Origin of the sequence: Actinoplanes sp. NPDC051861, from assembly GCF_040681145.1 — a bacterium.
GTDB lineage: Bacteria > Actinomycetota > Actinomycetes > Mycobacteriales > Micromonosporaceae > Actinoplanes.
In genome coordinates, this window is the sequence record NZ_JBFAYE010000026.1 from 1 (window position 1) to 25,951 (window position 25,951).

General features: G+C 68.3%; 22 protein-coding genes, 1 tRNA gene and 1 pseudogene. 14 read left to right on the plus strand and 10 right to left on the minus strand.

The window, feature by feature from the left end:
- Positions 1-1,103: 1,103 nt before the first annotated feature.
- Positions 1,104-1,299 (plus strand): annotated as a pseudogene (locus AB0M02_RS40545) (DNA primase); the annotation flags it as partial.
- Positions 1,300-1,315: 16 nt separating this feature from the next.
- Here the strand turns inward: AB0M02_RS40545 and AB0M02_RS40550 are convergent.
- From AB0M02_RS40550 to AB0M02_RS40560, 3 genes are all read right to left on the minus strand, one after another.
- Complete coding sequence (locus tag AB0M02_RS40550; RefSeq protein ID WP_364237381.1) at positions 1,316-2,041, minus strand: hypothetical protein; 726 nt, start codon at positions 2,039-2,041, stop codon at positions 1,316-1,318.
- A gap of 572 nt (positions 2,042-2,613) precedes the next feature.
- Positions 2,614-2,687: transfer RNA gene (locus tag AB0M02_RS40555), tRNA-Gly, on the minus strand.
- Positions 2,688-2,740: 53 nt separating this feature from the next.
- Entirely contained in the window at positions 2,741-3,247 is a 507-nt protein-coding gene (locus AB0M02_RS40560; protein WP_364237384.1) for a pyridoxamine 5'-phosphate oxidase family protein, read from the minus strand.
- A 75-nt stretch (positions 3,248-3,322) separates the two neighbouring features.
- Here AB0M02_RS40560 and dcd point away from each other — a divergent pair, with 75 nt between their 5' ends.
- On the plus strand, positions 3,323-3,901 hold the full coding sequence (gene dcd, locus AB0M02_RS40565; RefSeq protein ID WP_364237387.1) for a dCTP deaminase: 579 nt from the start codon (positions 3,323-3,325) through the stop codon (positions 3,899-3,901).
- 4 nt (positions 3,902-3,905) lie between these two features.
- On the opposite strand, the gene AB0M02_RS40570 is transcribed toward dcd, so the two are convergent.
- Complete coding sequence (locus AB0M02_RS40570; protein ID WP_364237389.1) at positions 3,906-4,394, minus strand: YcxB family protein; 489 nt, start codon at positions 4,392-4,394, stop codon at positions 3,906-3,908.
- Positions 4,395-4,519: 125 nt separating this feature from the next.
- On the opposite strand from AB0M02_RS40570, the gene AB0M02_RS40575 reads away from it, so the two are divergent.
- A complete protein-coding gene (locus AB0M02_RS40575) occupies positions 4,520-4,804 on the plus strand; it encodes a YciI family protein (protein ID WP_364237652.1) in 285 nt (94 codons plus the stop codon).
- Between the two features lie 54 nt (positions 4,805-4,858).
- Here AB0M02_RS40575 and AB0M02_RS40580 read toward each other — a convergent pair whose 3' ends face one another.
- A complete protein-coding gene (locus AB0M02_RS40580) occupies positions 4,859-5,401 on the minus strand; it encodes a phosphoribosyltransferase (protein WP_364237390.1) in 543 nt (180 codons plus the stop codon).
- Between the two features lie 101 nt (positions 5,402-5,502).
- On the opposite strand from AB0M02_RS40580, the gene AB0M02_RS40585 reads away from it, so the two are divergent.
- A complete protein-coding gene (locus tag AB0M02_RS40585) occupies positions 5,503-6,630 on the plus strand; it encodes a PP2C family protein-serine/threonine phosphatase (RefSeq protein WP_364237392.1) in 1,128 nt (375 codons plus the stop codon).
- Here the strand turns inward: AB0M02_RS40585 and AB0M02_RS40590 are convergent.
- Positions 6,627-6,782 (minus strand): hypothetical protein, encoded by a 156-nt coding sequence (locus AB0M02_RS40590; protein WP_364237394.1) that lies wholly within the window; start codon positions 6,780-6,782, stop codon positions 6,627-6,629. The genes AB0M02_RS40585 and AB0M02_RS40590 overlap by 4 nt on opposite strands.
- Before the next feature lie 267 nt (positions 6,783-7,049).
- On the opposite strand from AB0M02_RS40590, the gene AB0M02_RS40595 reads away from it, so the two are divergent.
- The 6 genes from AB0M02_RS40595 to AB0M02_RS40620 all read left to right on the plus strand — a co-directional run bounded on the left by AB0M02_RS40595 (position 7,050) and on the right by AB0M02_RS40620 (position 20,561).
- Complete coding sequence (locus tag AB0M02_RS40595) at positions 7,050-8,906, plus strand: acyl-CoA dehydrogenase (protein ID WP_364237396.1); 1,857 nt, start codon at positions 7,050-7,052, stop codon at positions 8,904-8,906.
- 185 nt (positions 8,907-9,091) lie between these two features.
- The gene (locus AB0M02_RS40600) at positions 9,092-11,287 is read left to right on the plus strand and encodes a S8 family serine peptidase (RefSeq protein ID WP_364237397.1); all 2,196 of its coding nucleotides are present in this window, start codon (positions 9,092-9,094) and stop codon (positions 11,285-11,287) included.
- Positions 11,288-11,347: 60 nt separating this feature from the next.
- Entirely contained in the window at positions 11,348-13,552 is a 2,205-nt protein-coding gene (locus AB0M02_RS40605; RefSeq protein ID WP_364237400.1) for a S8 family serine peptidase, read from the plus strand.
- Between the two features lie 33 nt (positions 13,553-13,585).
- A complete protein-coding gene (locus tag AB0M02_RS40610) occupies positions 13,586-15,805 on the plus strand; it encodes a S8 family serine peptidase (protein ID WP_364237403.1) in 2,220 nt (739 codons plus the stop codon).
- Positions 15,802-18,279 (plus strand): S8 family serine peptidase, encoded by a 2,478-nt coding sequence (locus tag AB0M02_RS40615; RefSeq protein WP_364237406.1) that lies wholly within the window; start codon positions 15,802-15,804, stop codon positions 18,277-18,279. Before AB0M02_RS40610 ends, AB0M02_RS40615 begins: the two co-directional genes overlap by 4 nt.
- A gap of 98 nt (positions 18,280-18,377) precedes the next feature.
- Positions 18,378-20,561 (plus strand): S8 family serine peptidase, encoded by a 2,184-nt coding sequence (locus tag AB0M02_RS40620; protein WP_364237409.1) that lies wholly within the window; start codon positions 18,378-18,380, stop codon positions 20,559-20,561.
- Positions 20,562-20,567: 6 nt separating this feature from the next.
- Here the strand turns inward: AB0M02_RS40620 and AB0M02_RS40625 are convergent, their stop codons facing one another.
- On the minus strand, positions 20,568-21,086 hold the full coding sequence (locus AB0M02_RS40625) for a histidine phosphatase family protein (protein WP_364237412.1): 519 nt from the start codon (positions 21,084-21,086) through the stop codon (positions 20,568-20,570).
- Between the two features lie 114 nt (positions 21,087-21,200).
- Between AB0M02_RS40625 and AB0M02_RS40630 the strand changes: the two genes are divergently transcribed.
- Positions 21,201-21,482 (plus strand): DUF6458 family protein, encoded by a 282-nt coding sequence (locus AB0M02_RS40630; RefSeq protein WP_364237414.1) that lies wholly within the window; start codon positions 21,201-21,203, stop codon positions 21,480-21,482.
- 55 nt (positions 21,483-21,537) lie between these two features.
- Here AB0M02_RS40630 and AB0M02_RS40635 read toward each other — a convergent pair whose 3' ends face one another.
- A complete protein-coding gene (locus AB0M02_RS40635; RefSeq protein WP_364237417.1) occupies positions 21,538-22,212 on the minus strand; it encodes a hemolysin III family protein in 675 nt (224 codons plus the stop codon).
- Positions 22,213-22,290: 78 nt separating this feature from the next.
- On the opposite strand from AB0M02_RS40635, the gene AB0M02_RS40640 reads away from it, so the two are divergent.
- From AB0M02_RS40640 to AB0M02_RS40650, 3 genes are read left to right on the plus strand one after another with little or no spacing between them, the layout of a single operon-like run.
- On the plus strand, positions 22,291-22,896 hold the full coding sequence (locus tag AB0M02_RS40640; protein ID WP_364237418.1) for an allophanate hydrolase subunit 1: 606 nt from the start codon (positions 22,291-22,293) through the stop codon (positions 22,894-22,896).
- On the plus strand, positions 22,893-23,723 hold the full coding sequence (locus tag AB0M02_RS40645; RefSeq protein ID WP_364237421.1) for a biotin-dependent carboxyltransferase family protein: 831 nt from the start codon (positions 22,893-22,895) through the stop codon (positions 23,721-23,723). Before AB0M02_RS40640 ends, AB0M02_RS40645 begins: the two co-directional genes overlap by 4 nt.
- On the plus strand, positions 23,719-24,468 hold the full coding sequence (locus AB0M02_RS40650; RefSeq protein WP_364237655.1) for a 5-oxoprolinase subunit PxpA: 750 nt from the start codon (positions 23,719-23,721) through the stop codon (positions 24,466-24,468). The genes AB0M02_RS40645 and AB0M02_RS40650 overlap by 5 nt, the downstream gene beginning before the upstream one ends.
- Here the strand turns inward: AB0M02_RS40650 and AB0M02_RS40655 are convergent.
- Positions 24,458-25,351 (minus strand): CU044_5270 family protein, encoded by an 894-nt coding sequence (locus AB0M02_RS40655; protein ID WP_364237423.1) that lies wholly within the window; start codon positions 25,349-25,351, stop codon positions 24,458-24,460. The genes AB0M02_RS40650 and AB0M02_RS40655 overlap by 11 nt on opposite strands.
- Positions 25,344-25,916 (minus strand): RNA polymerase sigma factor, encoded by a 573-nt coding sequence (locus AB0M02_RS40660; RefSeq protein WP_364237425.1) that lies wholly within the window; start codon positions 25,914-25,916, stop codon positions 25,344-25,346. The genes AB0M02_RS40655 and AB0M02_RS40660 overlap by 8 nt, the downstream gene beginning before the upstream one ends.
- Positions 25,917-25,951: the final 35 nt, after the last annotated feature.

Below are 25,951 nucleotides of genomic sequence, written 5' to 3' on the forward strand. Positions count from 1 at the left end.
CACCCCGCGAACTCCAGCAACTACTCAACGCCGTCGGAAACGGCCACGCCCTCAACCTCTATCTACCCCCATAAAGGCGACAAACTACCGCTAGCCTAGACGATGGAAGCCCTGGCGAGACGACGGCCCTCACCAGGGCTTCTGGCTATGAAGAATCGAACCCGCACTCTCAACCTGGGAACCGTGCAAGTGAAGCCTGCTGATCACGGTTGCAGGCAGCTCAGCGAGTGATCGAGTGGCCTGGATTGGCCTCAAGGAGCATTCGGTAATGGCCGCTAACGGCCCGTGCCCTTCCCTGGTCTGACATGACGGGGCGTTGCGTGTAATCAAAGCGCACCTAGGAACCAACCAACTCTCCTTCAGGGCCGCGCCAGTAAGAGCCGATTTGATAGTCACAGAAAGAACCCAAACCGCATTAATCTCCCGTGTGCTCCGAGGGCTCGAGAAGTTCGGCAGTTTCGCGAGCGTTGGTGAAATCCGAGTCGTCGTTTCCTTCAGCTCTGCCTCCAGCCAGGTTTGAATGCGGGAAGCTTTGCGACATCGTACATATAGTCGAACACCTCATTATCGCGGCGCTTATCCTCAGCATATCTGTAAGATAAGTGGGCGCCTTTACTCGCTCAGTAGAGGCAATCTTTCGGTGATTCTTTGAGTCGAACCGATACAGGATAACCGTCGAAAGCGGCGTGCCTTTAGTTCCCGATACGGCTCGGGAAGATTGTCGGCGACGTAACGGGCTGTGCCCAAGGTTCCTTGCGTGTGTGTGCCTGTAATGTACAGGAGGGATCCCTTGCCATCTGGCCTCGGCAAGCGGCCGATATAGCCATAGTCGGCACATTCGCCCTCGTCGCGCGGCGACCGATATTCCTTTCCGGTGCCCGGCTCCCGGATGAATCAACCTCTGTCGTCCTCGACGTAACGCAGATGCGGATCGGCCTCCAAAACCTGACTCAAGAATGGGGTGAACGTGTCCGGGCGGCGGAACGACTTCATAAACGGCGTCCATTCCGACAGTGCGTGCGAGCTCGGTAAGGATTTCGTATGCGCCGAACGCCTCGGCGGACAGGACAGCGCCAGGGTCGCTTCGGCCGACCTCGAGCGGCAATCACACGCTCTATGTCTCTGCGGTTGCCCTCGGCCAGCTCGCCGCCGGGGGAGCGCTGAGCGTCGACCATGCCGAGGCGCTGCTGACGAGGCCGCACTGTCGATCGGCCTCACCCGCTTTGAGAGCAGCCGCACGGTCCGGTCCGATCCGGTCTGGCCGCCGGTGCCCGCCGCCCTCGGACGGTGGCGGCATGAGGACGAAAGACAGTTGTCAGAAGAGGGTCTGTTGTCCGTCCACCTCGATGCGCTGCTCCACCGGTTCCGCTTCGCCGGACCGGCGGTATGCCAGAGGCGGAGGCGGATTGCGTTCGGCCTCTTCGCAGATCGCCGCTGCCAGCGCCATCGAGTCGGCGATACAGCGGGCGTTGATGGTCAGCATTTCCGAACGGGCTGGGTCGATGCCGAAGCCGCACGGGATCCTATGGACGAGTGGTGCCAGCCACTCGGCGTGCGCACGGTCCAAGGCCACGTACACCACCGGATGTTCCGACCAGGCCCTGTCGCCGGTATGCCCCCGACAGCTCGCGGTCGGCACGCACCCTACTGAGGCCAACGCGTGCGACAAGCCAGCGACACCGATCTCCAGTCCGTCGAGGTCCCAGGAGCGGCCCATCCGGGCGATCAGTAGTTCCTCAACCTCTCGCACCTCGGCGTCGTCGGACAGGCACTCGGGATCGTGCCGCTCGGCCGCCCGGGCAAAGCGATCGAAGGTATCGGCGTCCGACGACAGGCCGTCCAGGATCTCGACCAGGCTCCGCTCACGGGCCATGATTGCCGTAGCCTCGTCCGGGAGGACTTCCACCAACGTCCACACGTCGCGAAAGAAGCCGAAGCCTTCATCGGCGTATTCGACCTCCTCCTCGCTCGGCATCCAGTACTCGGCGTCCGACGGAAGCTCGGTCGACAACCGGATCTCGACGGCCGGTATCAAGCGCATCCCCCTTCGCCACCCTTCGACGACAGTGAATCACTGTGTGAGGGCGCGGCAAAGCTCTGCGTCACGCCTTCCACGGTCGGAGGCGCACCGATTAACGTCCTCGAACGGTTCGCTGGAATTGGTGGCCTGTCCATCGGCCTGCAACGCGCCGGGATGGGCATCGTCGGACACGTCGGGACCCTAGCTAGAGGTCCCGGCTAGAGCAGGCCCCCGGATTTGATCTCGGAGACCGGGTCACGGTCGAAGAGCAGTGCGAGAACACCATACCGACCTGCCCGAACCGGCGTGTTCGGTGGATGACTCGAACGTATGTTTGAAAGAATTCCTACATGGGGTGTTCCGGTCCGATTTCGCCGCCGCCGGGTCGGCGCTCGCCGTCCACAAAGCGGACAGCCCAACATCAACTCATCGAACGGTGGTAAGGAGGATGCGGCGCGCCGTTCCTGAAGGTCGCTCATCTCATGGTGCGCGAGCATGTCTAACGGCCCGCTAATGGCCCATCTCTGTTTCAGCATCGCCTAGAACGACGGCAGCCCTGGCGGACCATCGGTCCTGACCAGGACTTCCTCGTGTGGAGCGGGTGACGGGAATCGAACCCGCACTGTCAGCTTGGGAAGCTGATGTTCTGCCATTGAACTACACCCGCGAGCGGCCCCACTGTACCTGATTATCCGGCTCGGTGGCGGGACCGCCCCGCTGTCAGCTCGCGACCGCGAGGGGGCGCCGTAACTTGCGGCGCTCGTGCCACGTCTGGGCGAAAGCGGGAGTGAACGGCGTCGCCGCCAACGGCAGGGCGCCCGCCGGCCCGTGGTGGCGGAGCATCGCGGTCTCGACGGTCAGTTCGTAGAGCCGCCAGTCCACGTCGGGGGAGGCGTGCAGGGCGCCGGCCAGCCGGGTGATGGTGAGGGGGTCGTGGACGGGGTGGGCGTGGCCGGTGATGCAGGCCTCGTCGTCGTTGTCCTCGGGTGGGTAGGCGTGCAGGGCGTAGCGGCCGTCGCGGTCGAGGTCGTGGCGTTTCGGGGAGTCGACGATGAAGCAGTAGACGCTGTCGTCGGCGAAGACCGGGGAGACCGGGTGCACGCGGGGGCCGCCGTCGGGGCGGATGGTCGCCAGGTAGCCCATGCCGGGACCGTACTGCTGGAGGAGCGCACGGATGCCGGCGGCGAGCATGGGCTCGGCTGCGGCGAAATCGGACCAGGAAGCCATGGAGGCATTCTATCGAACATACGTTCGAGTCATCCACCGAACACGCCGATTCGGGCAGGTCGGTATGGTGTTGCGATGCTGCTCTCCGACCGTGACCTGGTCTCCGAGATCAAATCCGGGGACCTCTCGCTGGAGCCGTTCGAGCCGACGCTCATGCAGCCGTCCAGCATCGACGTGCGGCTGGACCGCTTCTTCCGGGTGTTCAACAACCACCTGTACACGCACATCGACCCGGCCGAGCAGCAGGATGAGCTGACCGCCTCGGTCGAGGTGGAGGACGGTCAGCCGTTCGTGTTGCATCCGGGTGAGTTCGTGCTCGCGTCCACCTTAGAGGTGATCACCCTCGGTCACGGGCTCGCTGCCCGGCTGGAGGGCAAGAGCAGCCTGGGCCGGCTCGGCCTGCTCACGCACTCGACCGCCGGCTTCATCGACCCGGGGTTCTCCGGCCACGTGACGCTGGAGCTCTCCAATGTGGCAAATCTGCCGATCAAGCTCTGGCCGGGAATGAAGATCGGCCAGCTGTGCATCTTCCGCCTGTCGAGCCCGGCCGAGCATCCGTACGGCTCGGCCGTCTACGGCTCCCGTTACCAGGGCCAGCGCGGCCCGACCGCGAGCCGCTCGGCCCTGAACTTCCGCACCTGGCCCACCAAATAGTCAATCAAGACGAAAAAAGGCGACGCCGAACGGGCAGCCCACCAGCTTCTGCGAACCCGAGCACCCGCTCCACCTCCGCCTGACTCAACCCACGAGTCGGCACCGGCAGAAATCGCGCCCTACCCTGGCGAAACAGCAACTGCCCGGGAAGTTCCTCGACATAGCGGAACGCCTGCCACGCATACGAGTGCCGGCTCTCCGCGCTGGACGACGCCAGGCCTCCCGAACTGATCTCGTAGGTGGTCATCGGGCCGGATAGCTGAGCCGTGTTCAACCAGAGGATCCGCAGCGCCAGCGGCCCGAGCACCGCCGTGACAGCGCCCAGGGCCAGCAGCGGCACGTTGAGCTCACCGGTCACGAGTTGCACGACGAACGCCAAGGCGATGATCAGCCAGCCGGCCATCCGGGCGAGCAGGATGGGCCGGCGGAGGCCATGGCGGGTGGCGGCCGCGATCAGAACCGGGTCGGGGGCCGCGGTGATCTGGATCTGCACGTCTGAAAGGTAGCTTTTGCCCGGGGCAAATCGTCACCAGCCGGACGGATGGTCAACGGGCGGCGAGGACCAGCACTCCATCCCCCGATCGGGCGGTCCGGCTCTACGATGACCGCGTGTATCTGATGATTTCGACCTACCAGAAGCCTCTCGCCGAGGTCGACGCCGCTCGCGACGATCACCTGGCCTTCGTCGCCGACCTGGAGAAGCGTGGTTTCTGCGTCTCCGCGGGCCGCCAGGATCCCCCGAACGGCGGCATTCTCCTGCTGGACGTCGACACCGAGGCGGAGGCGCACGCGCTGATCGCCGACGACCCTTACGTGCAGCGTGGCCTGGCCGCCTATGTCGCGACCGGCTGGAACATCACGCGCGGTGCTCTCGCCGGCCACGAGCGCATCCGTCCCAGCTGAAAGATCAAAACCATGCTTGGGTACGCGTAGAGCACGCCCGCGTCCACGTCGGAACTACGGATCGAGGTCGGCGCCACTCAGCAGGCTCCTGATCCGCAGCTCGGCGGTGACCGCGGGCGGGCACTCGTCCACGATCACCGCCGCGCCCAGGTAACGGCTGCCGAACAGGTCACGCAGGCCACGAGCCTGTGCGCCGGTCGCGGCCCAGTCGTCGACCACGAGCACCCGGTCGTCCTCGGCGATGAGCCGGCTCCGTACCCCAAGGTGTTGAATCTCACCCCGATGGTCGGCCGGCACCTCCGCCCAGATCATCGGCTCGGCGATGGGCCGGCGCGCGCCCGCCCGGTACGCCTCCACGAAGCCGACACCGAGCGCCCGCGCCACCAGCGGGCCGAGCATGAAACCGGTGACTTCGGGCGCGACAACCACGGTCGGCCGGTCCGCGCGGAAGAAATCGCCCAGTGCGGGGCCGAGACCGTCCAGAATCCTCGGCTCGCGCCACCACCCGGAGCGGTCGCTGACGAGATATTCGCTGTTCGGGCCGGGGTTGGTCCAGCGGAACTCGGCACGCAGAAGGTCACGGAGATCATCGGGCACGTGAACATCGTGTCACCGTGCCGCCGCCCTTCGTGGACCGAGCGGTCAGACTCGGGTCAGCCTAGGGGTCAAGTTGATGCCCGACATCTCGCCGATCGGGCATGCTGTTCGGCGGAACCATGGCTACCTTTCCGCCGGGCCGCCGCCCGATGAGTCCAGGGAACCGCGCCGGCCTCGGCGCGGCCGTCGTGCTGCTCGCTGTCGTGTCCGCCGTGGAACTCGCCGACGGGCGCCCGGCGACGTATGTCGGGTTGCTGGCGACCGTGCCGTTCGTCGCCGCGGTCTTCGCGGTCTGGCAGGTCGTCCTCAGCGTCGGTGTGATGGCGACGATCACCGGTGCGATCTTCGTGGGCGTTTCCGGTCAGAACCACATGGCGAACCTGGTCAACCTGATCGGCATCGTGCTCGCGACCGGCGTGGCCGCCGCCGGTGCCACGTTCCGGCAGCGGCAGTCCGACCGGATCAGCGAGCTGTTGCGGCTGGCCGCGGTCGCCCAGCAGGCGGTGCTGCGGCCGATCGGCCCGCAGGTGGGCGCTCTCGCGGTGGCCGGCCGCTACATCTCGGCGACCGCCGCGGCCGACATCGGCGGTGACCTCTACGAGGCGCTCAACACGCCGTACGGGGTGCGCATCATCATCGGTGACGTGCGCGGGAAGGGCCTGGACGCGGTCCGCCTGGCCAGCATCGTCCTGGGGTCGTACAGGCACGTGGCTTACGAGCGGGCCGACATCAAATCGATCGTGGCGGACCTGGACCGGGCGGTGGCCCGCAGCGTCGGCGACGAGGATTTCGTGACCGCGGCACTGGTCGAGGAGCGCGGCGGCACCCTGACCATCGTCAACTGTGGACATCCGGCCCCGCTGCTGCTGCGACGCGGGCAGGTCATCCCGTTGGAGCCGCCTGCCCCGGCCCCGCCGCTCGGTTTCATGCCCGAGGTGAAGGCCCGGGTCGAGCGGCTGGAGCCGGGGGACCGGTTGTTGCTCTTCACGGACGGGCTCGGTGAGGCCCGCCGGGACGGCGAGTTCTTCCCGACCGCCGATCGCGCTTGGCGGCTGCTCGGCCACGGCACGGTCGGTGACGGCCTGGCGTCGCTCGAGACCGCGCTGCACGACTGGGTGTACGGCCGGCTCGAGGACGACATCGCCCTGGTTCTGCTGGAGTACGCCGGTCCGGACGGCGGCGCTGCCGTCTCGGTCCCGAGCTGGGAGGTCGGTGCGGCCGGCAGCTAGGCCGCGGCGGTGTCGTCTGGTTCGGCGGGCGCCGGGGAGATCGGAGCCGGTGCCGGTGGAGCGGGCTCGGGCTGGCGATGCCGCCCGACGTAGTTGCGTGGCTGGGTGGCCTGGCGCGGCTCCGGAATCAGGCTTTTGATCGTGGCGAACATGGCGTCCCCCTGTTCGTAGCTGTCTATCCGGTGAAACGAAACACACCCGCCCGCGATACGTCGCCGGAGTGTCGAAGTCGGCAAATGGCCGAACGGCTGTCCTGCTCGCCACCTGATCGGAGTCCGTTGGGCCACGAACCGACGGACAACCGACCCTTACCGGTCAGCTGCGCCGGAAACCCTTGCCGGGTTGTCGCTTCCTACCGATCAGTAATACAGTGGGGTTACTGACGGGTAACTCGCGTCCGGAGAGCGGGGCCAAGCACCATGACGCACTACAAGAGCAACCTTCGTGACCTCCAGTTCAACCTCTTCGAGGTCTTCGGAGCCGACAAGGCGTTCGGCCAGGCGCCGTTCGACGAGATCGACGCGGACACCGCCCGCGACGTGCTCGCCGAGGTGAACCGGCTGGCCCGCGAGGATCTCGCGGCCAGCTACACCGACAGCGACCGCAACCCCCCGGTGTTCGATCCGGCGACGCACACCGCGCCGCTGCCCGAGTCGTTCAAGAAGTCCTACGCGACCTTCATGGCCTCCGAGTTCTGGCGGCTCGACCTGCCGAGCGAGCTCGGCGGCACGATGGCACCCCGCACCCTGTGGTGGGCCATCGCCGAGCAGATCCTCGGCGCCAACGCCCCCATCTGGATGTATTCGTCCGGCCCCTCCTTCGCCCACGTGGCGCACACCGAGGGCAACGAGGAGCAGAAGAAGTGGGCCAAGCTCTTCGTCGAGAAGCAGTGGGGCTCGACCATGGTGCTCACCGAGCCGGACGCCGGCTCGGACGTCGGCGCCGGCCGCGCCCGCGCCATCCCGCAGCCGGACGGCTCGTGGCACATCGAGGGCGTCAAGCGCTTCATCACCTCGGGTGAGCACGACCTGACCGACAACATCATCCACTACGTGCTGGCCCGTCCGGTCGGCGTCGAGGGCGAGGGCGGCCCGGGCACCAAGGGCCTGTCGCTGTTCATCGTGCCGAAGTACCACTTCGACGCGGAGACCGGCGAGCTCGGCGAGCGCAACGGCGTCTACGCCACCAACGTCGAGCACAAGATGGGCATCAAGGTCTCCAACACCTGCGAGATGACCTTCGGCGAGCACGGCACCCCGGCCAAGGGCTGGCTGCTGGGCGACAAGCACGACGGCATCCGCCAGATGTTCATGATCATTGAGTACGCCCGGATGATGGTCGGCACGAAGGCGATCGCCACCCTCTCCACCGGCTACCTCAACGCGCTGGAGTACGCGAAGAACCGCGTACAGGGTGCCGACCTGGTGCAGAACACCGACAAGGCCGCGCCGCGGGTGACCATCACCCACCACCCGGACGTACGCCGCTCGCTGCTCATGCAGAAGGCGTACTCGGAGGCGCTGCGCGCGCTGGTGATCTACACGGCGAGCTGGCAGGACAGGGTCGCGATCGCCACCGCCGCCGGTGACGAGAAGGCGGCGAAGGCCGCGAGCCGGGTCAACGACTTCCTGCTTCCGCTGGTCAAGGGCGTCGGCTCGGAGCGGGCGTACGAACTGCTCGGCCACGAGTCGCTGCAGACCTTCGGCGGTTCCGGCTTCCTGCAGGACTACCCGCTCGAGCAGTACGTCCGGGACGCGAAGATCGACACCCTGTACGAGGGCACGACCGCGATCCAGAGCCTCGACCTGATCTTCCGCAAGATCGTCAAGGACAACGGCCGTTCGCTCGCCGCGGTGGCCGGCGAGATCCAGGGCTTCGTCGAGAGCGAGGCCGGCAACGGCCAGCTCAAGGAGGAGCGGCTGGCGCTCGGCAAGGCGCTCGGCGAGATGCAGCAGATCCTCGGCACCACGCTCGGCTGGCTCCAGGCCGTCCAGGGTGGCGAGGCCCGCGAGCTCTACCGGATCGGCCTGAGCTCCCGCCGGATCCTGCTGGCGCTCGGCGACGTCGTGCTCGCGTGGCTGCTGCTGCGCCAGGCCGAGGTCGCGCTCAACGCGCTGAACACCGAGGTGTCCGAAGCGGACAAGTCCTTCTACACCGGCAAGGTGGCGGCGGCTCGCTTCTTCGTACGCGAGATCCTGCCGCGCATCGGTTCCGACCGCCGCATCATCGAGAACACCACCCTGGACGCGATGGACCTCGACGAGGACGCGTTCTGATCCACGAGCTTTTCCCACTCTCCTGAAAAAGACGAGGGGCCGGCGGACAACGGAGTCCACCGGCCCCTCGTCTTTTCGGACAGTGATCTGATTTGGACCTCCCCCGTATGATCATGTCGATCGAGGACTATCGCTACGGGGGGCGAATAGTGCGTACGGTATCTTCTGCTCTTATCGCGGCCTTGGTGGCCGCCGGATTGGCGTCACCGGCGGCAGCGGCCGCCGCGGAGCCGGTTCAGCTGGACGTCGGCCTGGAGGCCGGCGCGGATGCGGCGGCGATCGTTGCCGCATTGGACAAATCGGTCGTCGTCGGCAGCGAGCCGGTGCGCGGCCTGCCGGCCGTCACCATCGACGTGGTCGCGGACCAGGCTGACGCCGCTCTGTCGGTGCTGAACGGCACCGCGGGCGTCCGTTACGCGGAGCGCGGCGCGGTGGTCAAGGCGGACGCCGCCGACTACTTCAGCACGCAGTTCAACAACGCCGATGTGCCGGCGGCCTGGACCTGGACGACCGGCGACTCGGCGGTCACGATCGCGGTGGTCGACACGGGCGTCTCGGCCACCACCCATCTCGCCGCCGAGCGCATCGTGGCCGGCTATGACTTCGTGGACGGCGACGCGGACGCCGCGGACGCCGACGGCCACGGAACGCTGGTGGCCGGTGCGGTCGCGGCGGACAACGACAACAACCTCTACTCCGCCGGTGTGTGCCCGGCGTGCCGCGTCATGCCGGTGCGGGTCCTGAGCGATCGCGGGACCGCTCCCGCCGAGGGAACGACCGCGGACGTCGCCGCCGGCATCGCGTGGGCCGCCGACCAGGGCGCTCCGATCATCAACGTGTCGGCGAGCACCACCGCTGCCAGCCGCCTGCTCGAGGACGCTGTCAAGCACGCGGACGGCAAGGGTGCGCTCGTCGTCGCCTCGTCCGGTAACGACCGCTCGAACGTCCGCCACTACCCGGGCGCGTTCGAGCCGGCCCTCGCCGTCTCCGCCGGCTACCTCGGCGCGACGAACACCGCCGCCGACCCGTGGGTCGACCTGAAGACCGACACCGGTGGGCAGTGGTACGGCCTGGACGGAAAGCAGACGTCACTGCTGGGCTCGTCGGCCGGTGCCGCCTACGTCTCCGGCATCGCGGGGCTGGCTCTCGCCCTGGACGGGGACGCCTCCTCGGCCGAGGTGCGCGACGCCCTGAAGCGAACCGGTGAGCGGCGGACGGCGGGTGCCGACTTCGAGCCGGTGTGGGCCAACGCGGCAAAGGTCGCTGTCGCGTTCGGTGCCAAGGACGAGACCGCGCCGACCGCGGACATCGGCTACGTGACCGAGGGCGCGCGCATCGGTGGCGCGGTCGAGTGGTTCAGCGGCAAGGGCGCCGATGACCGCGGGATCGAGCGCGTCGAGGTGTACCTCGCCGGCCAACTGCTGGTCACGGGCTACGACGCGTCCTACAGCGACACGATCTACCCGCCGAAGGGGCTCAACGGCCCGGCGCAGCTGACCGTCAAGGTCTACGACTTCGGTGGCAACTCCGCCGAGAAGACGATCAACGTGGTTGTCGACACGACGGCCCCGGTCGCGACGATCGTCTCGCCCGCCGAGAACGCGATCGTCGGTCCCGGCGGCCTCGAGGTCGTGCTCGACTGGCCGGACAGCGACGCCGGAACCGCGATCTTCGGGCCCGCGCGGTTCTACCCCGGGTCGCTCTCCCGGGTGCCGGGCACCAACAAGTGGAAGGGCACGCTCGGCTCGCAGTGGTACAGCAGCGGCGTCGTCGACCTCTACCTGAGGGACGAGACCGGCAACCTCACGTATCTGTACCGCAAGATCCGTTACGACGGCCAGCCGCCGGCGGGTGGGACGATCACGCCGTCCTACGGTCAGCGGTTCCGGGGGAACTTCACCAGCACGCTGAGTGGTGTCACCGATCTGGGTGGGGTGGCCAAGGCCGAGCTGTGGGCCAACGGCAGGTACATGGGTGCGGACACCACCGCGCCCTACGCGCTGACGGTCCGGCCGGGAACCTACTCGGGCAACGTGATGCTGACCTGGCGGGTGACCGACAGATTCGGTCAGTGGCGCAACGTGCCGAACCGGTTGGTGGTCGCGGACAACAAGGTCCCGACGGTGTCGATCACCAAGGCGCCGAGGAACAAGGCCAAGGTCAAGGGCACCGTCAAGGTCTATGTGAAGGCCTCCGATGCCAGCGGGATCTCGCGGGTCGAGCTGATCGTCAACGGCAAGGTCGTCTCGCGCGATTACAAGGCCGGTTACGTGCTGAGCGTGAACACCAAGAAGCAGAAGAAGACGATGAAGGTCCAGATCCGGGCGTACGACAGGGTCGGCAACGTGAAGTACACGACCACCCGGACCTGGCGTCGCTGAGAAACCACTTCGATTATCGACGGGGGCACCAAGGTGCGTGCGGTTTCTTCTTCCCTGGTCATGGCAATGCTGGTGGTCGGTGTGGCGACGCCGGCGCTCGCGGCCGAGGCTGATCCAGTCCGCCTGGACGTCGGCCTCGCCGCGGGCGCCGATCCGGCCACTGTGGTCGCCGGTCTCGGCGACGGCGTGCGCTTCGAGCCGGTCGAGGGCCTGGACGCGATCGCGGTCGACGTGCCGGCCGATCGGGTCGAGGCGGCTCTGGCCACTCTCGGTGGCGACGCCGGTGTGCGGTACGCGCAGCGCGGCGGTGTCGTCCAGGGCGACGCAGAGATCACCAACTCCGCTCTCAACCTGTCCGAGGTTCCCCAGGCCTGGACGTGGACGACCGGCAGCCCGGACATCACCGTGGCGGTCGTCGACAGCGGTGTCACTCCGAACGCGGACCTCCCCGCGGACAGGCTGACCGCGGGTTACGACTTCATCGACGGCGACACCGACACCACCGACGACAGCGGCCACGGCACCCTGGTCGCGAACGTCGTCGGTGCCGACCGCGACAACAACGCGGGAGCCAGCGGCGTCTGCGACCAGTGCCGGATCATGCCGGTCCGGGTGCTGACCGGGCCCCTTGCCTCCTCGGCGACGGGCACGACCGCCGACACCGCCGCCGGCATCGTCTGGGCCGCCGACCACGGCGCGCAGATCATCAACGTGTCGCTCAGCACCGCGGACGCGAGTCTGCTGCTCAAGGAGGCCGTCGAGCACGCGGCCGGCAAGGGCGCGCTGGTCGTCGCGTCGGCGGGCAACGCGTACACGACGGAACACCGCTTCCCGGCCGCGTACGAGCCGGCGTTCGCGGTGGGCCGGTACGCGGTCGGCCCGCGCAACACCGAGTCCGACCGGTGGGTCGACGTCTCCGGCGTCGGCGGCATGACGGTCCTCGACAGGACCGGGCAGCTCCGGCCGCTCCCCGGCGCCTCCGCCTCGACCGCGGTCGTCTCCGGTGTTGCGGCGCTGGCGCTCGCGATGAAGCCGTCCGCCTCCGCGGGCGAGGTGCGCGACGCGATCCAGCGCGACGCCGAACTCCGTGGCACCCAGACGCGTTACGACCCGCCGGTGGTCAACGCCGCGAAGGTCATCTACGGCTTCGGCGGCACCGACACGGTCAAGCCCGTGGTCAGCGCGACCGGGTTCACCGAGAACGAGCCGGTCGCGGCCACCGGCGAGCAGGCCACCCCGACCGTCAGCGACGACCACGGCATCGAGCGGGTGGAGTACCGGTTCGGCGACCGGGTGCTCGCCACCGCGAACTGGGACAACTGGTGGACGAACCTGAAGCCGCCGGCCGGCCACAACGGCCCGATGCCGATCACGGTCCGTGCCTACGACTACGCCGGCAACTTCGGTGAGCTGACCACCGTCGTCCAGGCGGACACGGCACCCCCGACCGCGACCTTCGTCAGCCCGGTCTCCAACGGGGTCGTCCCCGGCGGGCCCGGCGCGGTCGACGTCGTTCTCTCGTCACCGGACTCCGACATCGAGATCATCTACTCGCCGTACCTCAACGGCACCACCTTCAGCTGGGACGCCGCCGCGAAGGTGTGGCGAGGTAAGGCGGGATACACGGATGGTGGGTTCGATGACTACCGCCAGATCGGCGTCCACATCCAGGACAAGGCCGGCAATCTCTCCCAATTGTTCCAGCAGGTGCGGGTCGACAGCGACCCACCGGCGGGTGGCACGATCACGCCGTCCTACGGTCAGCGGTTCCGGGGCAACTTCACCAGCACGCTGAGCGGTGTCACCGACGTCGGTGGTGTCGCGAAGGCGGAGCTGTGGGCCAACGGCAAGTACATGGGTGTGGACACCACGGCGCCCTACGCGCTGACGGTGCGGCCGGCGACGTACTCCGGGAACGTGATGTTGACCTGGCGGGTGACCGACAGATTCGGTCTGTGGCGCAACGTGCCGAACCGGCTGGTGGTCGCGGACAACCGGGTTCCGACGGTGTCGATCACTAAGGCGCCGAAGAACAAGGCGAAGGTCAGGGGCACGGTCAAGGTTTATGTGAAGGCGTCGGACGCGAGTGGGATCTCGCGGGTCGAGCTGGTCGTGAACGGCAAAGTGGTGAGCCGGGATTACAAGGCCGGTTACGTGCTGAGCGTGAACACGAAGAAGCAGAAGACGACGATGAAGGTCCAGGTCCGGGCGTACGACAGGGTCGGCAACGTGAAGTACACGACCACCCGGACCTGGCGTCGCTGAGAAACCACTTCGAATGTTGACGGGGGCGCGCACATGCGTGCGGTTTCTTCTGGCCTGATCATGGCCATGCTGGCGGTGGGTGTGGCATCCCCGGCTCGCGCGGCCGAGGCCGATCCGGTCCGACTGGACGTCGGCCTCGCCGCGGGCACCGATCCGGCCGCTGTGGTCGCCGGGCTGGGCGAGAACGTGCGCTTCAAACCGGTTCAGGGCCTCGACGCGATCGCTGTCGATGTGCCCGCCGACCGGGTCGAGGCGACCCTCGCCGTGCTCGTTGGCACGGCTGGCGTCCGGTATGCCCAGCGCGGCGGTCTGGTCCAGGCGGACAGCGAGTTTTTGAACTCGGCATTCCGGACGTCCGAGGTCACACAGGCTTGGACCTGGACCAAGGGAAGTGCCGACGTCACGGTGGCAGTGGTCGATACCGGTGTCTCACCCACTGCGGACGTGACCGCGGACCGGCTGACCGAGGGGTACGACTTCGTCGACGGTGACACCGACGCCACCGACCGCTCCAGTCACGGCACTCTGGTGGCGAATGCCATCGGTGCCGACCACGACAACGACGCCGGCATCAGCGGAGTGTGCGACTCGTGCAGGATCATGCCGGTCCGGGTCCTCAGCGATCGTGGCACCGCGGCCGCTGAAGGAACGACCGCCGATGTGGCGGCCGGTATCACGTGGGCCGCCGACCACGGGGCACGGATCATCAACCTTTCGCTCAGTACAGCGGCCGAGAGCCGGCTGCTCGAGGACGCCGTGGAGTACGCCGCCGACAAGGGTGCCCTGGTCGTCGCTTCGGCCGGGAACGAGTTCACGACCGCCCACCGGTACCCGGCTGCCTACGAGTCCACGCTCTCCGTGGGACGTAACGGCAGCCCGCGCAACACCGCCACCGACCGCTGGGTCGACGTCGCCGCGAGCAGCAGCATGACGGTCCTGGACACCGACGGGCAGCGCCGGGCTCTCGGAGGTACCTCCGCCTCGACGGCGATCGTGTCCGGTGTCGCCGCTCTGGCGTTCGCGATCAAACCGAGCGCGACCGCCGAAGAGGTGCGTGACCAGATCCAGCGTGACGCTCTGCCGTCCACTGTCCGGCCCGCCGCCGATCCGCCGCTGGTGAACGCCGCTCAGGTCATCCATCACCTAGGCGGCACCGACTCCGTCCCGCCGGTGGTAACCACGACCGGGCTCACCGAGAACGAACTGATGGGTCCCAGCGGCAAGCTCACTCGCCCGACCGTCAGCGACGATCACGGCGTCGAGCGCGTCGAATACCGGATCGGTGACGAGGTGTTGGCCACGGCATATCAGGAACCCTGGTGGGTCACCCTGATGCCGCCGTTCAGTGCGAACGGGCCCACGCCTGTGACGGTTCGCGCCTACGACTACGCCGGCAACGCGGGCGACGTGACCACCGTGGTCGAGATGGACACCAAGGTGCCGAACGCGACCTTCGTCGAACCGGCCCCGCTCGCGCTGACCCATCACTCGGTCGACGTCGTCCTCAGGACTTCGGACACGGACATCGCGCGGATCGAGTCGGTCCACCCGAACGGCACGGGGTTCGCCTGGGACGCCGTCGCCAAGGTATGGCGGGGCCGGGCCGGGGTCCGCACCGACGGCGATCAGTTCGGAAGCATCGATATCCACATTCATGACCGGGCCGGAAACTTCAGCTCGCTGCACCGGCAGGTGAGGGTGGACAACGAACCGCCGGCCGGTGGCTGGGTCACGCCCGCTCACGGCCGGCGATTCCGGGGTGCGTTCGTCGCCACGCTGAGCGGCCTCGACGACCTGAGCGGTATGCCGAAGGCTGAGCTGTGGGCGAACGGCAAGTACGTCGGCGCGGATTTCGCGGAGCCCTACGAGCTCACGGTTCGGCCTGGAACGTACTCCGGGAATGTGATTTTGACCTGGCGGGTGACCGACAGATTCGGTCAGTGGCGCCACGTGCCGGACCGTCTCGTGATCGCGGACAACAGGGCGCCGAGTGTGTCGATCTCGAAGGCGCCGAAGAACAAGGCCAAGGTCAAGGGCACGGTCAAGGTCTATGTGAAGGCCTCCGACGCGAGCGGCGTCGCGCGGGTCGAGCTGATCGTGAACGGCAAGGTCGTCTCGCGTGACGCCACCGCCGGCTATGTGCTCAGCGTCAACACCAAGAAGCAGAAAAAGACCATGAAGGTACGGGTCCGCGCGTACGACAAGCTCGGCAACGTCACCTACACGACGATCAGGACCTGGTATCGCAAGTGAAGCGCATCGCTGCCTTCTGTCTCTCGTCCCTTCTCCTGATCGGCCTGGGCGGTGCACCGGCCGCCGCGGCCGACACGACTACGTTCCGCCTGGTTGTCGGTGTGGTGGCCGACACCGATCCGGCGGCCGTCGTGGCGCCGCTGGGCGACCGGGCGTCCGAGCCTCATAAGATCCCGGGTCTGGACGCCTTCACCGTCGACATCACCGACCGTGAGGCCGTGCTGGCCACGCTCGGCGCTGATCCGGCGGTTCGTTACGTGGAACAGGACGCTGTGGTCCGCGCCAACATCGACCCCTTCGAGGGAACGAACCGGCAGGCCGGCTTCTGGAACCAGCTTCCGGCCGCCTGGACCTGGACCACCGGCAGCCCGTCGGTCACCGTGGCCGTGGTCGACAGTGGTGTCACCGCGAACGCCGACCTGGCACAGGACCGCCTGGCGCCGGGGTACGACTTCGTCGACGGCGATGACAATCCCGCCGACGACGACAACCACGGCACGCTGATCGCCAACACGATCGGTGCCGCTCACGGCAACGGCGCGGGTGGTCTCGGCGTGTGCGGTCAGTGCCGGATCATGCCGGTTCGTGTGCTGAGCGACCGGGCGAGCGGTCCCGCCGAGGGGTTCGCCTCGAATGTCGCCGCGGGCATCGTCTGGGCGGCCGAGCACGACGCGCAGATCATCAACCTCTCGCTCAGCACGGTCACCGCCACCCGCAGCCGCGTGCTGGAGGATGCCGTTCAGTCGGCGAGCGGGGCCGGTGCCCTCCTGGTCGCGGCGGCGGGCAACGACCTGAGCAGCGCCCGGCGTTACCCGGCGGCGATCGAGCCGGTCCTGGCGGTCGGCGCGACCCTGCGGGGCACACCCGCGAACACCACGAACGTGAACCCGGACGGCGACCGGTGGATCGACGTGGGTGCCTACTCGACGTACACCGCGCTGAACGCGAGCTCGGCGATGCAGGTGGCGAGCGGCACCTCCGTCTCCGCGGCGCTCGTCTCCGGTGTCGCCGCCCTCGGGCTCAGCGTGAAGCCGGGTACCTCGGCGGCCGACCTGCGGTCCGCGATCGTCGAGACGGCGACCCGCAGCGACGTCCAGGACCCGGCCGACCCGCCGGTGCTGGACGCGGCCGGGGTGCTGACCGCCTTCGGGGCCCGCGACGACGTCGCGCCCAAGGTCAACCCTGGCTTCGCGAACCGGCAGCTGCTGCGCGCCGGGGCGTTCACGGTGCCGGTCACCGGCACCGACGACCGGGCGGTAGCGCGTTACGAGTTGGAGGTGGACGGCGACGTGAAGCGCCGGAACCGCCTCGACAGCCCGTTCCGGATCACCCCGCCCGAGGGCCGGGACAGCGAGGTGACCTACACGGTCCGCGCCTACGACTACGCCGGGAACGTGGACGAGGCGAGCCGGACGGTGCTGGTCGACGGCACGCCGCCGACCGGGACGATCGACTCGCCGGCGGAGGGCGCGATCGTGCCGGGCGGCATGGTCGACGTGGTGTTCACGTCGAGCAATGACGAGCGGCTGACCAGCGTACGGGCCAACGAGATCCCGTTGACGCAGGTCAGCACCCGGCAGTGGACGGGCCGGGTTACGCCGGACCCGCTGGGCCGGATCTACCTCAACGTGTTCGACGTCGCGGGCAACATGACCGACCTGAGCCGGACGGTCGTGGTCGACGACGCGGCGCCGACCGGTGACTTCGACTGGCCGGCCGAGGGCGCGTACGTCCGCGGCCCGGTGGAGGTCGGCTTCACCGTGGCGCGGGACGAGAAACTGCAGTCGATCACCGTCAACGGCGCGCCGATGTCGTCGGTCGGACTTAGCTCCTGGCAGGCCGTCGTCACCCCACCGGCGAGCGGTGTGCTCGAGGTGGTCGCCACCGACCAGGTCGGCCACGTCAGCCGGTTCGTCCGCAAGGTCGTGTTCGACAACACCGCACCGACCGTCGCCTCGATCACCCCGGGATACCACCAGCGTATCCGCAGCGACATCACCACCACGCTGAGCGGCGTGCAGGACGCCAACGGTGTCCTCTATGCCGAGTTGTGGGCGAACGGTGAGTACAAGGGTGAGGACCGGACCGCGCCGTACTCGATGCGGATCGGCAGCACCTCGTCCGGTTACGTGATGCTGACGTGGCGGGTCACCGACCGGCTCGGCAACTACCGGAACTACTACCGCCAGGTGATCGCCGACAACACGATGCCGTCGGTGTCGATCGCCAAGGCGCCGAAGAACCGGGCGAAGGTCAAGGGCACCGTCAAGGTCTATGTGAAGGCGTCGGACGCGAGTGGGATCTCGCGGGTCGAGCTGATCGTCAACGGCAAGGTCGTGAGCCGGGACTACAAGGCCGGTTACGTGCTGAGCGTCAACACCAAGAAACAGAAGAGGACGATGCACGTCCAGGTCCGGGCGTACGACAGGGTCGGCAACCTCCGATACACCACGATCCGTACCTGGTTCCGCTAGATCTTCGCTGCGGGGAGCGAATTTTGCGTACATTATCGGTTTCTGTCATTGCGGCCCTGGTGGCCGCTGGTCTCGCATCGCCGGCTGCCGCTGCCGCCGTGGATGCCGTTCGACTGGATGTCGGCCTGGAGGCCGGCGCCGATGCCGACGCGATCATCGCCGTGCTGGACCCGGCGACCGTGTCCGGCGCGGAGAAGGTGACCGGACTGCCGGCCATCACGATCGAGGTGGCGGCTGCCGCGGCCGACGCGGCGATCGCCAAACTTCAGGGCACCACCGGCGTGCGCTACGCGGAGCGCGGCGCCATGGTCACGGCGAACAGTTCCGACGCCATCGGCAGCGCGCTGTCGTTCTCGGACATCCCGCCGGCCTGGACCTGGACGACCGGCAGCCCGGACATCACGATCGCGGTGATCGACACCGGTGTCACCGCCACGGCGGACCTCGGCACGGATCGCCTGGTGCCGGGCTACGACTTCGTCGACCGCGACGAGAACACGGCCGACGGCGGTTCGCACGGCACCCGGGTCGCCAACGTCATCGCGGCCGACCACGACAACGACCTCGGCGGCGCCGGTGCCTGCCCGGACTGCCGGATCATGCCGGTGCGGGTGCTGAGCGAGAGCCCCATCTCGTACGCGAAGCCGCAGGGCACCACCGCGAACGTTGCCGCGGGCATCGTGTGGGCCGCCGACCACGGCGCCCGGATCATCAACGTCTCCGCGAGCACCCCGGCGGCGAGCCGGCTGCTCGAGGACGCGGTGCGGCATGCGGACGAGAAGGGTTCGCTGGTCGTCGCGTCGTTCGGGGAGGCGCAGACCGAGGCGCGCCCGCCGGCCACCTCGGTGGTCAGGATGTACCCGGCGGCGTTCGAGACGGTCCTCGCGGTCGCACCGAGCTTCAACCGGAACCAGTACGTGCAGGACGACATGTGGGTCGACGTCGCGGCCTACGACTCGGCCCAGGTGCTCGGTCCGGACGGGAAGCTGACCTACACGAGCGGGAGCTCGGTCTCCACGGCGGTCGTCTCCGGTTCGGCCGCACTGGCGCTGGCGCTGAAACCGGACGCCACCGCCGCCCAGCTGCGCGAGAAGATCGCGAGCACCGCGGCCCCTCGTACGCTGCCCAGCCCTCCCGTGCTCAAGACGACCGCGCTGCTCTTCGGGTTCGGTGCGACGGACACCGTTCCGCCGGTGCTGACCTCGACCGGGCTGACCGAGGGTCAGCTCGTTCCCCGTGATTACGGCCTGACCTTCGTACCGGTGAAGAGCGACGACCACGGGATCAAGTCGCTCAGCGTGCTGGTCGACGGGCAGCCGGGCCGGCTCACGCAGGACGGGAACGACAACCCGGACGACTATCACCTCCTCGCGCCGGAGGGCGCCAACGGGCCGATCTCGGTGGTCGTCCGGATCGAGGACTTCGGCGGCAACGTCGTGGAGTCCGCTCCGGTGATCCTCACGGCCGACACGATCGCGCCGCCCGGCCGGATCGTGTCGCCGGCCTACGACCAGGTCGTGCACGGCGACAGCGTCGAGGTCACGATCGAGGCGCCGGACGCGGACACGCTGCGGGTCGGACACTCGATCCACGAGGAGGACGCGTTCACCCGGGTGCCGGGCACGAACCTGTGGCAGAAGACCATCAAGCCGATGGACCACGGCGGTTTCACCTCGGTCGTTCTCGACAGGGCCGGCAACGTCACGCTCCTGCAGGGCCGGGTGCGGTTCGACGACGAGCCGCCGGCGGGTGGGACGATTTCGCCGTCCTACGGTCAGCGGTTCCGGGGCAACTTCACCAGCACGCTGAGTGGTGTCACCGATCTGGGTGGGGTGGCCAAGGCCGAGCTGTGGGCCAACGGTAGGTACATGGGTGCGGACACGACGGCGCCCTACGCGCTGACGGTCCGGCCGGGAACCTACTCGGGCAACGTGATGCTGACCTGGCGGGTCACGGACCGGTTCGGTCTGTGGCGCAACGTGCCGAACCGGTTGGTGGTCGCGGACAACCGGGTTCCGACGGTGTCGATCTCGAAGGCGCCGAAGAACAAGGCCAAGGTCAGGGGCACGGTCAAGGTTTATGTGAAGGCGTCGGACGCGAGTGGGATCTCGCGGGTCGAGCTGATCGTGAACGGCAAAGTGGTGAGCAGGGACTACCGGGCCGGTTACGTGCTCAGCGTGAACACGAAGAAGCAGAAGAAGACGATGAAGGTCCAGATCCGGGCGTACGACAGGGTCGGCAACGTGAGGTACACGACCACCCGGACCTGGTACCGGAGGTAGCGGAGCTCAGCCGCGGGCGGTGTGCTGCCTGGTCAAGCGCATCGTCCCCGGCTGGGACTCGGACCACGGCTTCTCGGTCACGTGCACGGCGATGCCCGACGTCTTCAGTTCGAGAGCGACGCCCTGATACTGGTCGTCCGGCATCAGCAGAGCGGACACTTCGGACATCGTGGGGTTGTGTCCGATGATCAGGATGGTCCGCACCTCGGACGGGACGGCCCGCACCAGGTCGAACACCTCGGTACGCCCACCGAAGTAGAGGCCCTCCTCGTAGTGGACCTCGGGAGCCGGACGGGACGGCTCGCCCTGTGCCAGCGCGACCGACGCCGCCTGCCAGGTCTGCCGGGTGCGCTTGGCCGGTGAACAGATCACCAGGTCGGGGTGGAGCTTCTCGTCCGCGAGCCAGGAACCGGCAGCGTCGGCATCGGATTCACCCCGTTCGGTGAGCGCGCGGTCGTAGTCGGGAATGTCGCCCGGCGTCTCGGCTTTGGCGTGGCGCAGCAGGATGAGAGTCCGCGAGGTCATTGGTTCAGCTTGCCTGATTGGAACTCGGCACGTGCGGGTAAACGGTCGATCGACGCATTCACCACGGTCGAGCGCTGGCGCCCGGCCGAGCGGACACCAATCGAGGAGGGTCCGATGGGCATCGGCGCAAGCATCTTCCTGCTGGCTCTAGGGGCGATCCTGGCGTTCGCCGTGGAGGCGGACATCAGTGGTCTCGACATCGGCGTGATCGGCTGGATTCTGATGATCGCCGGGTTCGCCGGGCTGATCATCACGTTGTGGTTCTGGAACAGCCGCCGTCGCACGGTGGTCACCCGCACGAGCCACCCCGTGGCCAGCCCCGGTTACACGTCCGAGTACCGCGAGGTCCGTCGCGACGACGCTCCGCCGCCGCCGCCCCCGCCGGCTTACTCCTGATCGACGAAAGGCCCGGGCCATCTTCTTGGCGGCCCGGGCCTTTTGCAACGACCGGTCAGGCGTACAGAGCGAAGTAGACCGCGATGTGGTGACAGATCGCGGCCACCAGCGTGCAGGCGTGGAAGAACTCGTGGTGTCCGAAGACGGTCGGCCACGGGTTGGGCCGTCGCAGGGCGTAGAAGACCGCGCCGACCGTGTAGATCACGCCGCCCACGATGAGCAGCACCAGGCAGGTGACGCCGCCGCGCAGCACGTCGGGGAGAATGGCGACCGCGACCCATCCGAGTGCCACATAGAGCGGCGCACCCACCCAACGGGGCAGATGCGGCCAGATCACCTTCAGCGCGACGCCCCCCAGGGCGCCGCCCCAGACCAGGCCGAGCATCAGCGTGGCCTTTCCGGTGTCGAGCAGCAGCACGCAGAACGGCGTGTAGGTGCCGGCGATGAAGATGAAGATCATCGAGTGATCCATCCGGCGCATGATCTGATAGCCGCGTTCGCTCCAGACCCGCCGGTGGTAGAGGGCGCTCGTCCCGAACAGCCCGCACACCGTGACGCTGTAGATCAGACAGCTCACGAACGGCGAGATGCCGGGCCTGCTGAGTGCTATCGAGCACAGCACGATGCCGCAGACGAGGGCGACGAAGAACGCGTACTGATGCAACCGGCCGCGCAGTCGCGGCTTGCCGAGGTCGGCCGGCGTCATCCGGAACGGGGCTGAGGTCGTCACGATCTCCAGGTTACGGCACCGTAGGTTACTGGCAGGTAGTGATGCCGAATACGGTTGGCTGTACCGGATGATTTTCCCATGAAGGTACGACGGGTGGGCGCTTCGGCGTTGTTGATCGAATGTTCCGATCCGGACCGGATGGAGGACTGGCGCGCCGAGCTGTGGCGGCGCCGCGAGACCGGTGAGCTGCACGCCGCGGAGATCGTTCCGGGCGCTCGCACGGTCCTGCTCGACGGCGTGGATCCGCAGGTCGCGACGCTGCTGGCGGACTGGGACCCGGCGCCGGGCGAGGCGCGCGCCGAGGGTGATCTCGTGCATGTCCCGACCGATTTCGACGGCGAGGACCTGGAGTCGGTGGCCGACCTCTGGCGGGTTTCCGTCGACGACGCGGTGCGACGTTTGACGGACACCACGCTGACCGTGGCATTCTGCGGCTTTGCTCCCGGTTTCGCCTATCTGCGAGGGTTCCCCGAGGAGTGGGCGGTGCCCCGGCTGGCTGCGCCCCGGACCCGGGTGCCGGCCGGTGCGGTCGCGTTGGCCGACGCCTACGCGGGCATTTATCCCACGGCCTCACCGGGCGGCTGGCGGCTGGTCGGGCACACCGGCTTAGAGCTTTTTGACGTACGGCGAAAGCACCCCGCTCTCCTCTCGCCCGGGACTCGCGTCCGGCTGGTGACCGCATGATCACTGTGTTGCGGGCCGGGCCGCTCACCACCGTGCAGGATCTCGGCCGTCCGGGCTTCGCCCATCTGGGTGTCCCTCGTTCGGGTGCGCTCGACGCTCCGGCGCTGCGGCGGGCCAACCAGCTCGTCGGGAACACCCCCGAGGCGGCCGGCTTGGAGACCACCTTGATGGGCTGCAGGCTGCGGTTCGAGGAGGCGGCGAGGGTGGCGGTCACCGGCGCGACGACGGTGATCAAGGTGGACGGTGTGCCGGTGGACCCGCCGTTGATCGAGGTTCCGGCCGGTGGGGTGCTGGAGGTCGGGCGTGCGGTCCGGGGGGTGCGGTCCTACGTGGCGGTCGCGGGCGGGATCGCGGTCGAGCCGGTGCTGGGCAGCCGATCCACGGACACGCTGGCCGGGCTGGGCCCGGAACGGCTCGCCGACGGCATGACGCTGCCGGTCGGGGCCGGGTCGGCATCGGCCGGTACGGACCCCGGAGGACACGACATCGCCGACGGGGGAATCGTGCTCGGTGTCCGGCTCGGGCCGCGCGAGGACTGGTTCGAGACCGGAGGGCTGTTCGGTTCCGCGTACGAAATAAGTCCTAGGAGCAACCGCGTCGGTGCCCGGCTGGCCGGCACCGCCCTGACCCGCACCCGGGCCGGCGAACTTCCCTCCGAGGGAGTGGTGCTCGGCGCCGTGCAGGTGCCGGCCGACGGACAGCCGATCATCTTCCTGGCGGACCATCCCACCACCGGCGGTTACCCGGTGATCGGCGTGGTGGACGACGTGACGCCGCTCGCGCAGGCCAGGCCGGGGACTACGGTACTTTTCCGTGACCTCGATTGACCTCAACGCCGACCTGGGCGAGGGCTTCGGCGCCTGGCGGCTCGGCGACGACGACGCGCTGCTCGACGTCGTGACCTCGGCGAACGTCGCGTGCGGCTTCCACGCGGGCGATCCGTCCACGATGCACCGGGTGTGCCGGACCGCCGCCGAGAAGGGTGTTGCCGTCGGCGCGCAGGTCGGCTATCGGGACCTCGCCGGATTCGGCCGGCGACGGATCGACTACGTCCGCGACGAGCTGCGCGACGACATCCTCTACCAGATCGGCGCGCTCGAGGCGTTCTGCCGGGCCGCCGGCGACCGGGTGCGGTACGTGAAGCCGCACGGCGCTCTCTACAACACCGCGGCCGTCGACGAGGGGCAGGCCGCCGCCGTGGTCGACGCGGTGCTCGCCTACGACGCCTCGCTGCCCGTGCTCTGCCAGCCCGGATCGGTCCTGGCCAGGCGCGCCGCCGAGGCCGGGCTGACCGCAGTCGGTGAGGGTTTCGCCGACCGCGGCTACCAGCCGGATGGAAGGCTGGTGCCGCGGTCGTCCCCCGATGCCCTGGTCCACGAGCCGCGAGCGGTGGTGGAGCGGGCCGTGCGCATGGCCGTCGGCGGCGAGGTGGTCGCCGCCGACGGCTCGGTGATCGCCTGCCTGGTCCGCTCGATCTGCGTGCACGGTGACACGCCCGGAGCGGTCGAGCTGGCGCGTGCGGTGCGGCAGGGTCTGGCGGCCGCGCTGGAGGTGCGCCCGTTTACCCGGTAGCCCCGACCCGGTCGACGAGCTTGACCGCCTTGACCGTGTAGTCCTTGTTGCCGAGCAGGACGTGGGTCTCCGGATCGAAGATCCAGATGACCTGCGCCTTCTCGCCGGGACCGCTGGCCCAGGCCACACCGGTGCCCCGGCGGCCGGAGGCGTCCGCGACGTTCTCGACCAGCTCAAGCCCCTCGACCTCGGCGATCGACCGATAGAGCGCGGCACGCTGGGCCGGGCGCAGCCAGTAGTTGCTGGAGAGCGCCCAGAGGTGCTTGCCGACGCCGTTGAGGCTGAACTTCTCGTTGCCCTCGCCCGGATGCTGTTCGCGCAGCCAGGCGGCCAGTTTCTTCGGATCGGCGGGCAGGTCGGGCAGGTAGTGCGGCTCGGGCTTGCACTTCACGTCGCCGGTCTCGTTCGGCACCGCCATGATCCCGTTCTTGCAGCCCGGTATCACCTGCTCGGGGAAGCCGTCGCTGGTGACCAGGCCGTCGTGCTCGCCGTCGATCGAGTACCAGGCGTCGCCCATCATGCCCTCGGAGTCGACGTAGACGAACTGGTCGCCGCGCGGGACGGTGTCGGGGGCCTGTTCGGCGACGGTGGCGGCCTGGTTGAGGAAGGCGGCGACCGGGACGAGTTCGGGTGTCGTCTCCACCGGACCTGCCGGATTTGTCGGTATTGGTGATGCTGTGGGGGAGAGTGCGCCCGGTACCGTGACCGCGGCGATGGCGGCAGCGGCTGCTGCTGCCGTGCCGATGATCGTCCACTTGCGAGGCGTCCTGGTGGTGGTCGTTGACATTTCGGACAAAAGCCGATTCCGGGCTGCGGTCAGGCGCTTCGGTGAGGGAAGGTCCGTCTCCTCGCCGAGCTCGCGGGTCAGCGTGATCTCATCCATGGCGAATCTCCTCCTCGACACCGGTCAGTGGATTGCTGCCGCCGAGTGCGGCACGCAGCGCGCCCCGGGCGCGGTGCAGGCGGGAGCGAACCGTTCCCACCGGGATGTCCAGCGCGATGGCGACCTGCTCGTAGGTCAGTTCCTCCTGCACGATCAACAGGAGGACGTCGCGGTCGCCGTCGGCGAGCGCGGCCAGGGCGGTGGTGAGCAGGCCGCGCAGCGCGGCCGCCGTGACGTCCGAGGCCACCTGATCCGCGTGACAGATCGCGTCCGGCATCGGCGGCACGGCCTGGTGCAGCCGCAGCCGGCGGACCTCGTCCCGCCGGTGCTGAGCGACCAGGTGAGTGGCGATGCCGTAGAGCCACGGCCGGGCGTCGGACTGTTCCGGGCGGAACGTGCCGCGCCGCCGAAACGCGGTCAGAAATGTCTCGGCGACCAGATCGTCGGCCACCTGAGCGCCGAGCCGGCGGGCGAGATACCGATGTATGTGTGGTGCGTGGCGGTCGAACAACGCCGCGAAGTCCGTGCGGATCAACGCGGCGTCGTCCGGTTCGCTGCTTCGCATGAACCGTCCTTTCCTCTCCCCGAGTGACACCTGTT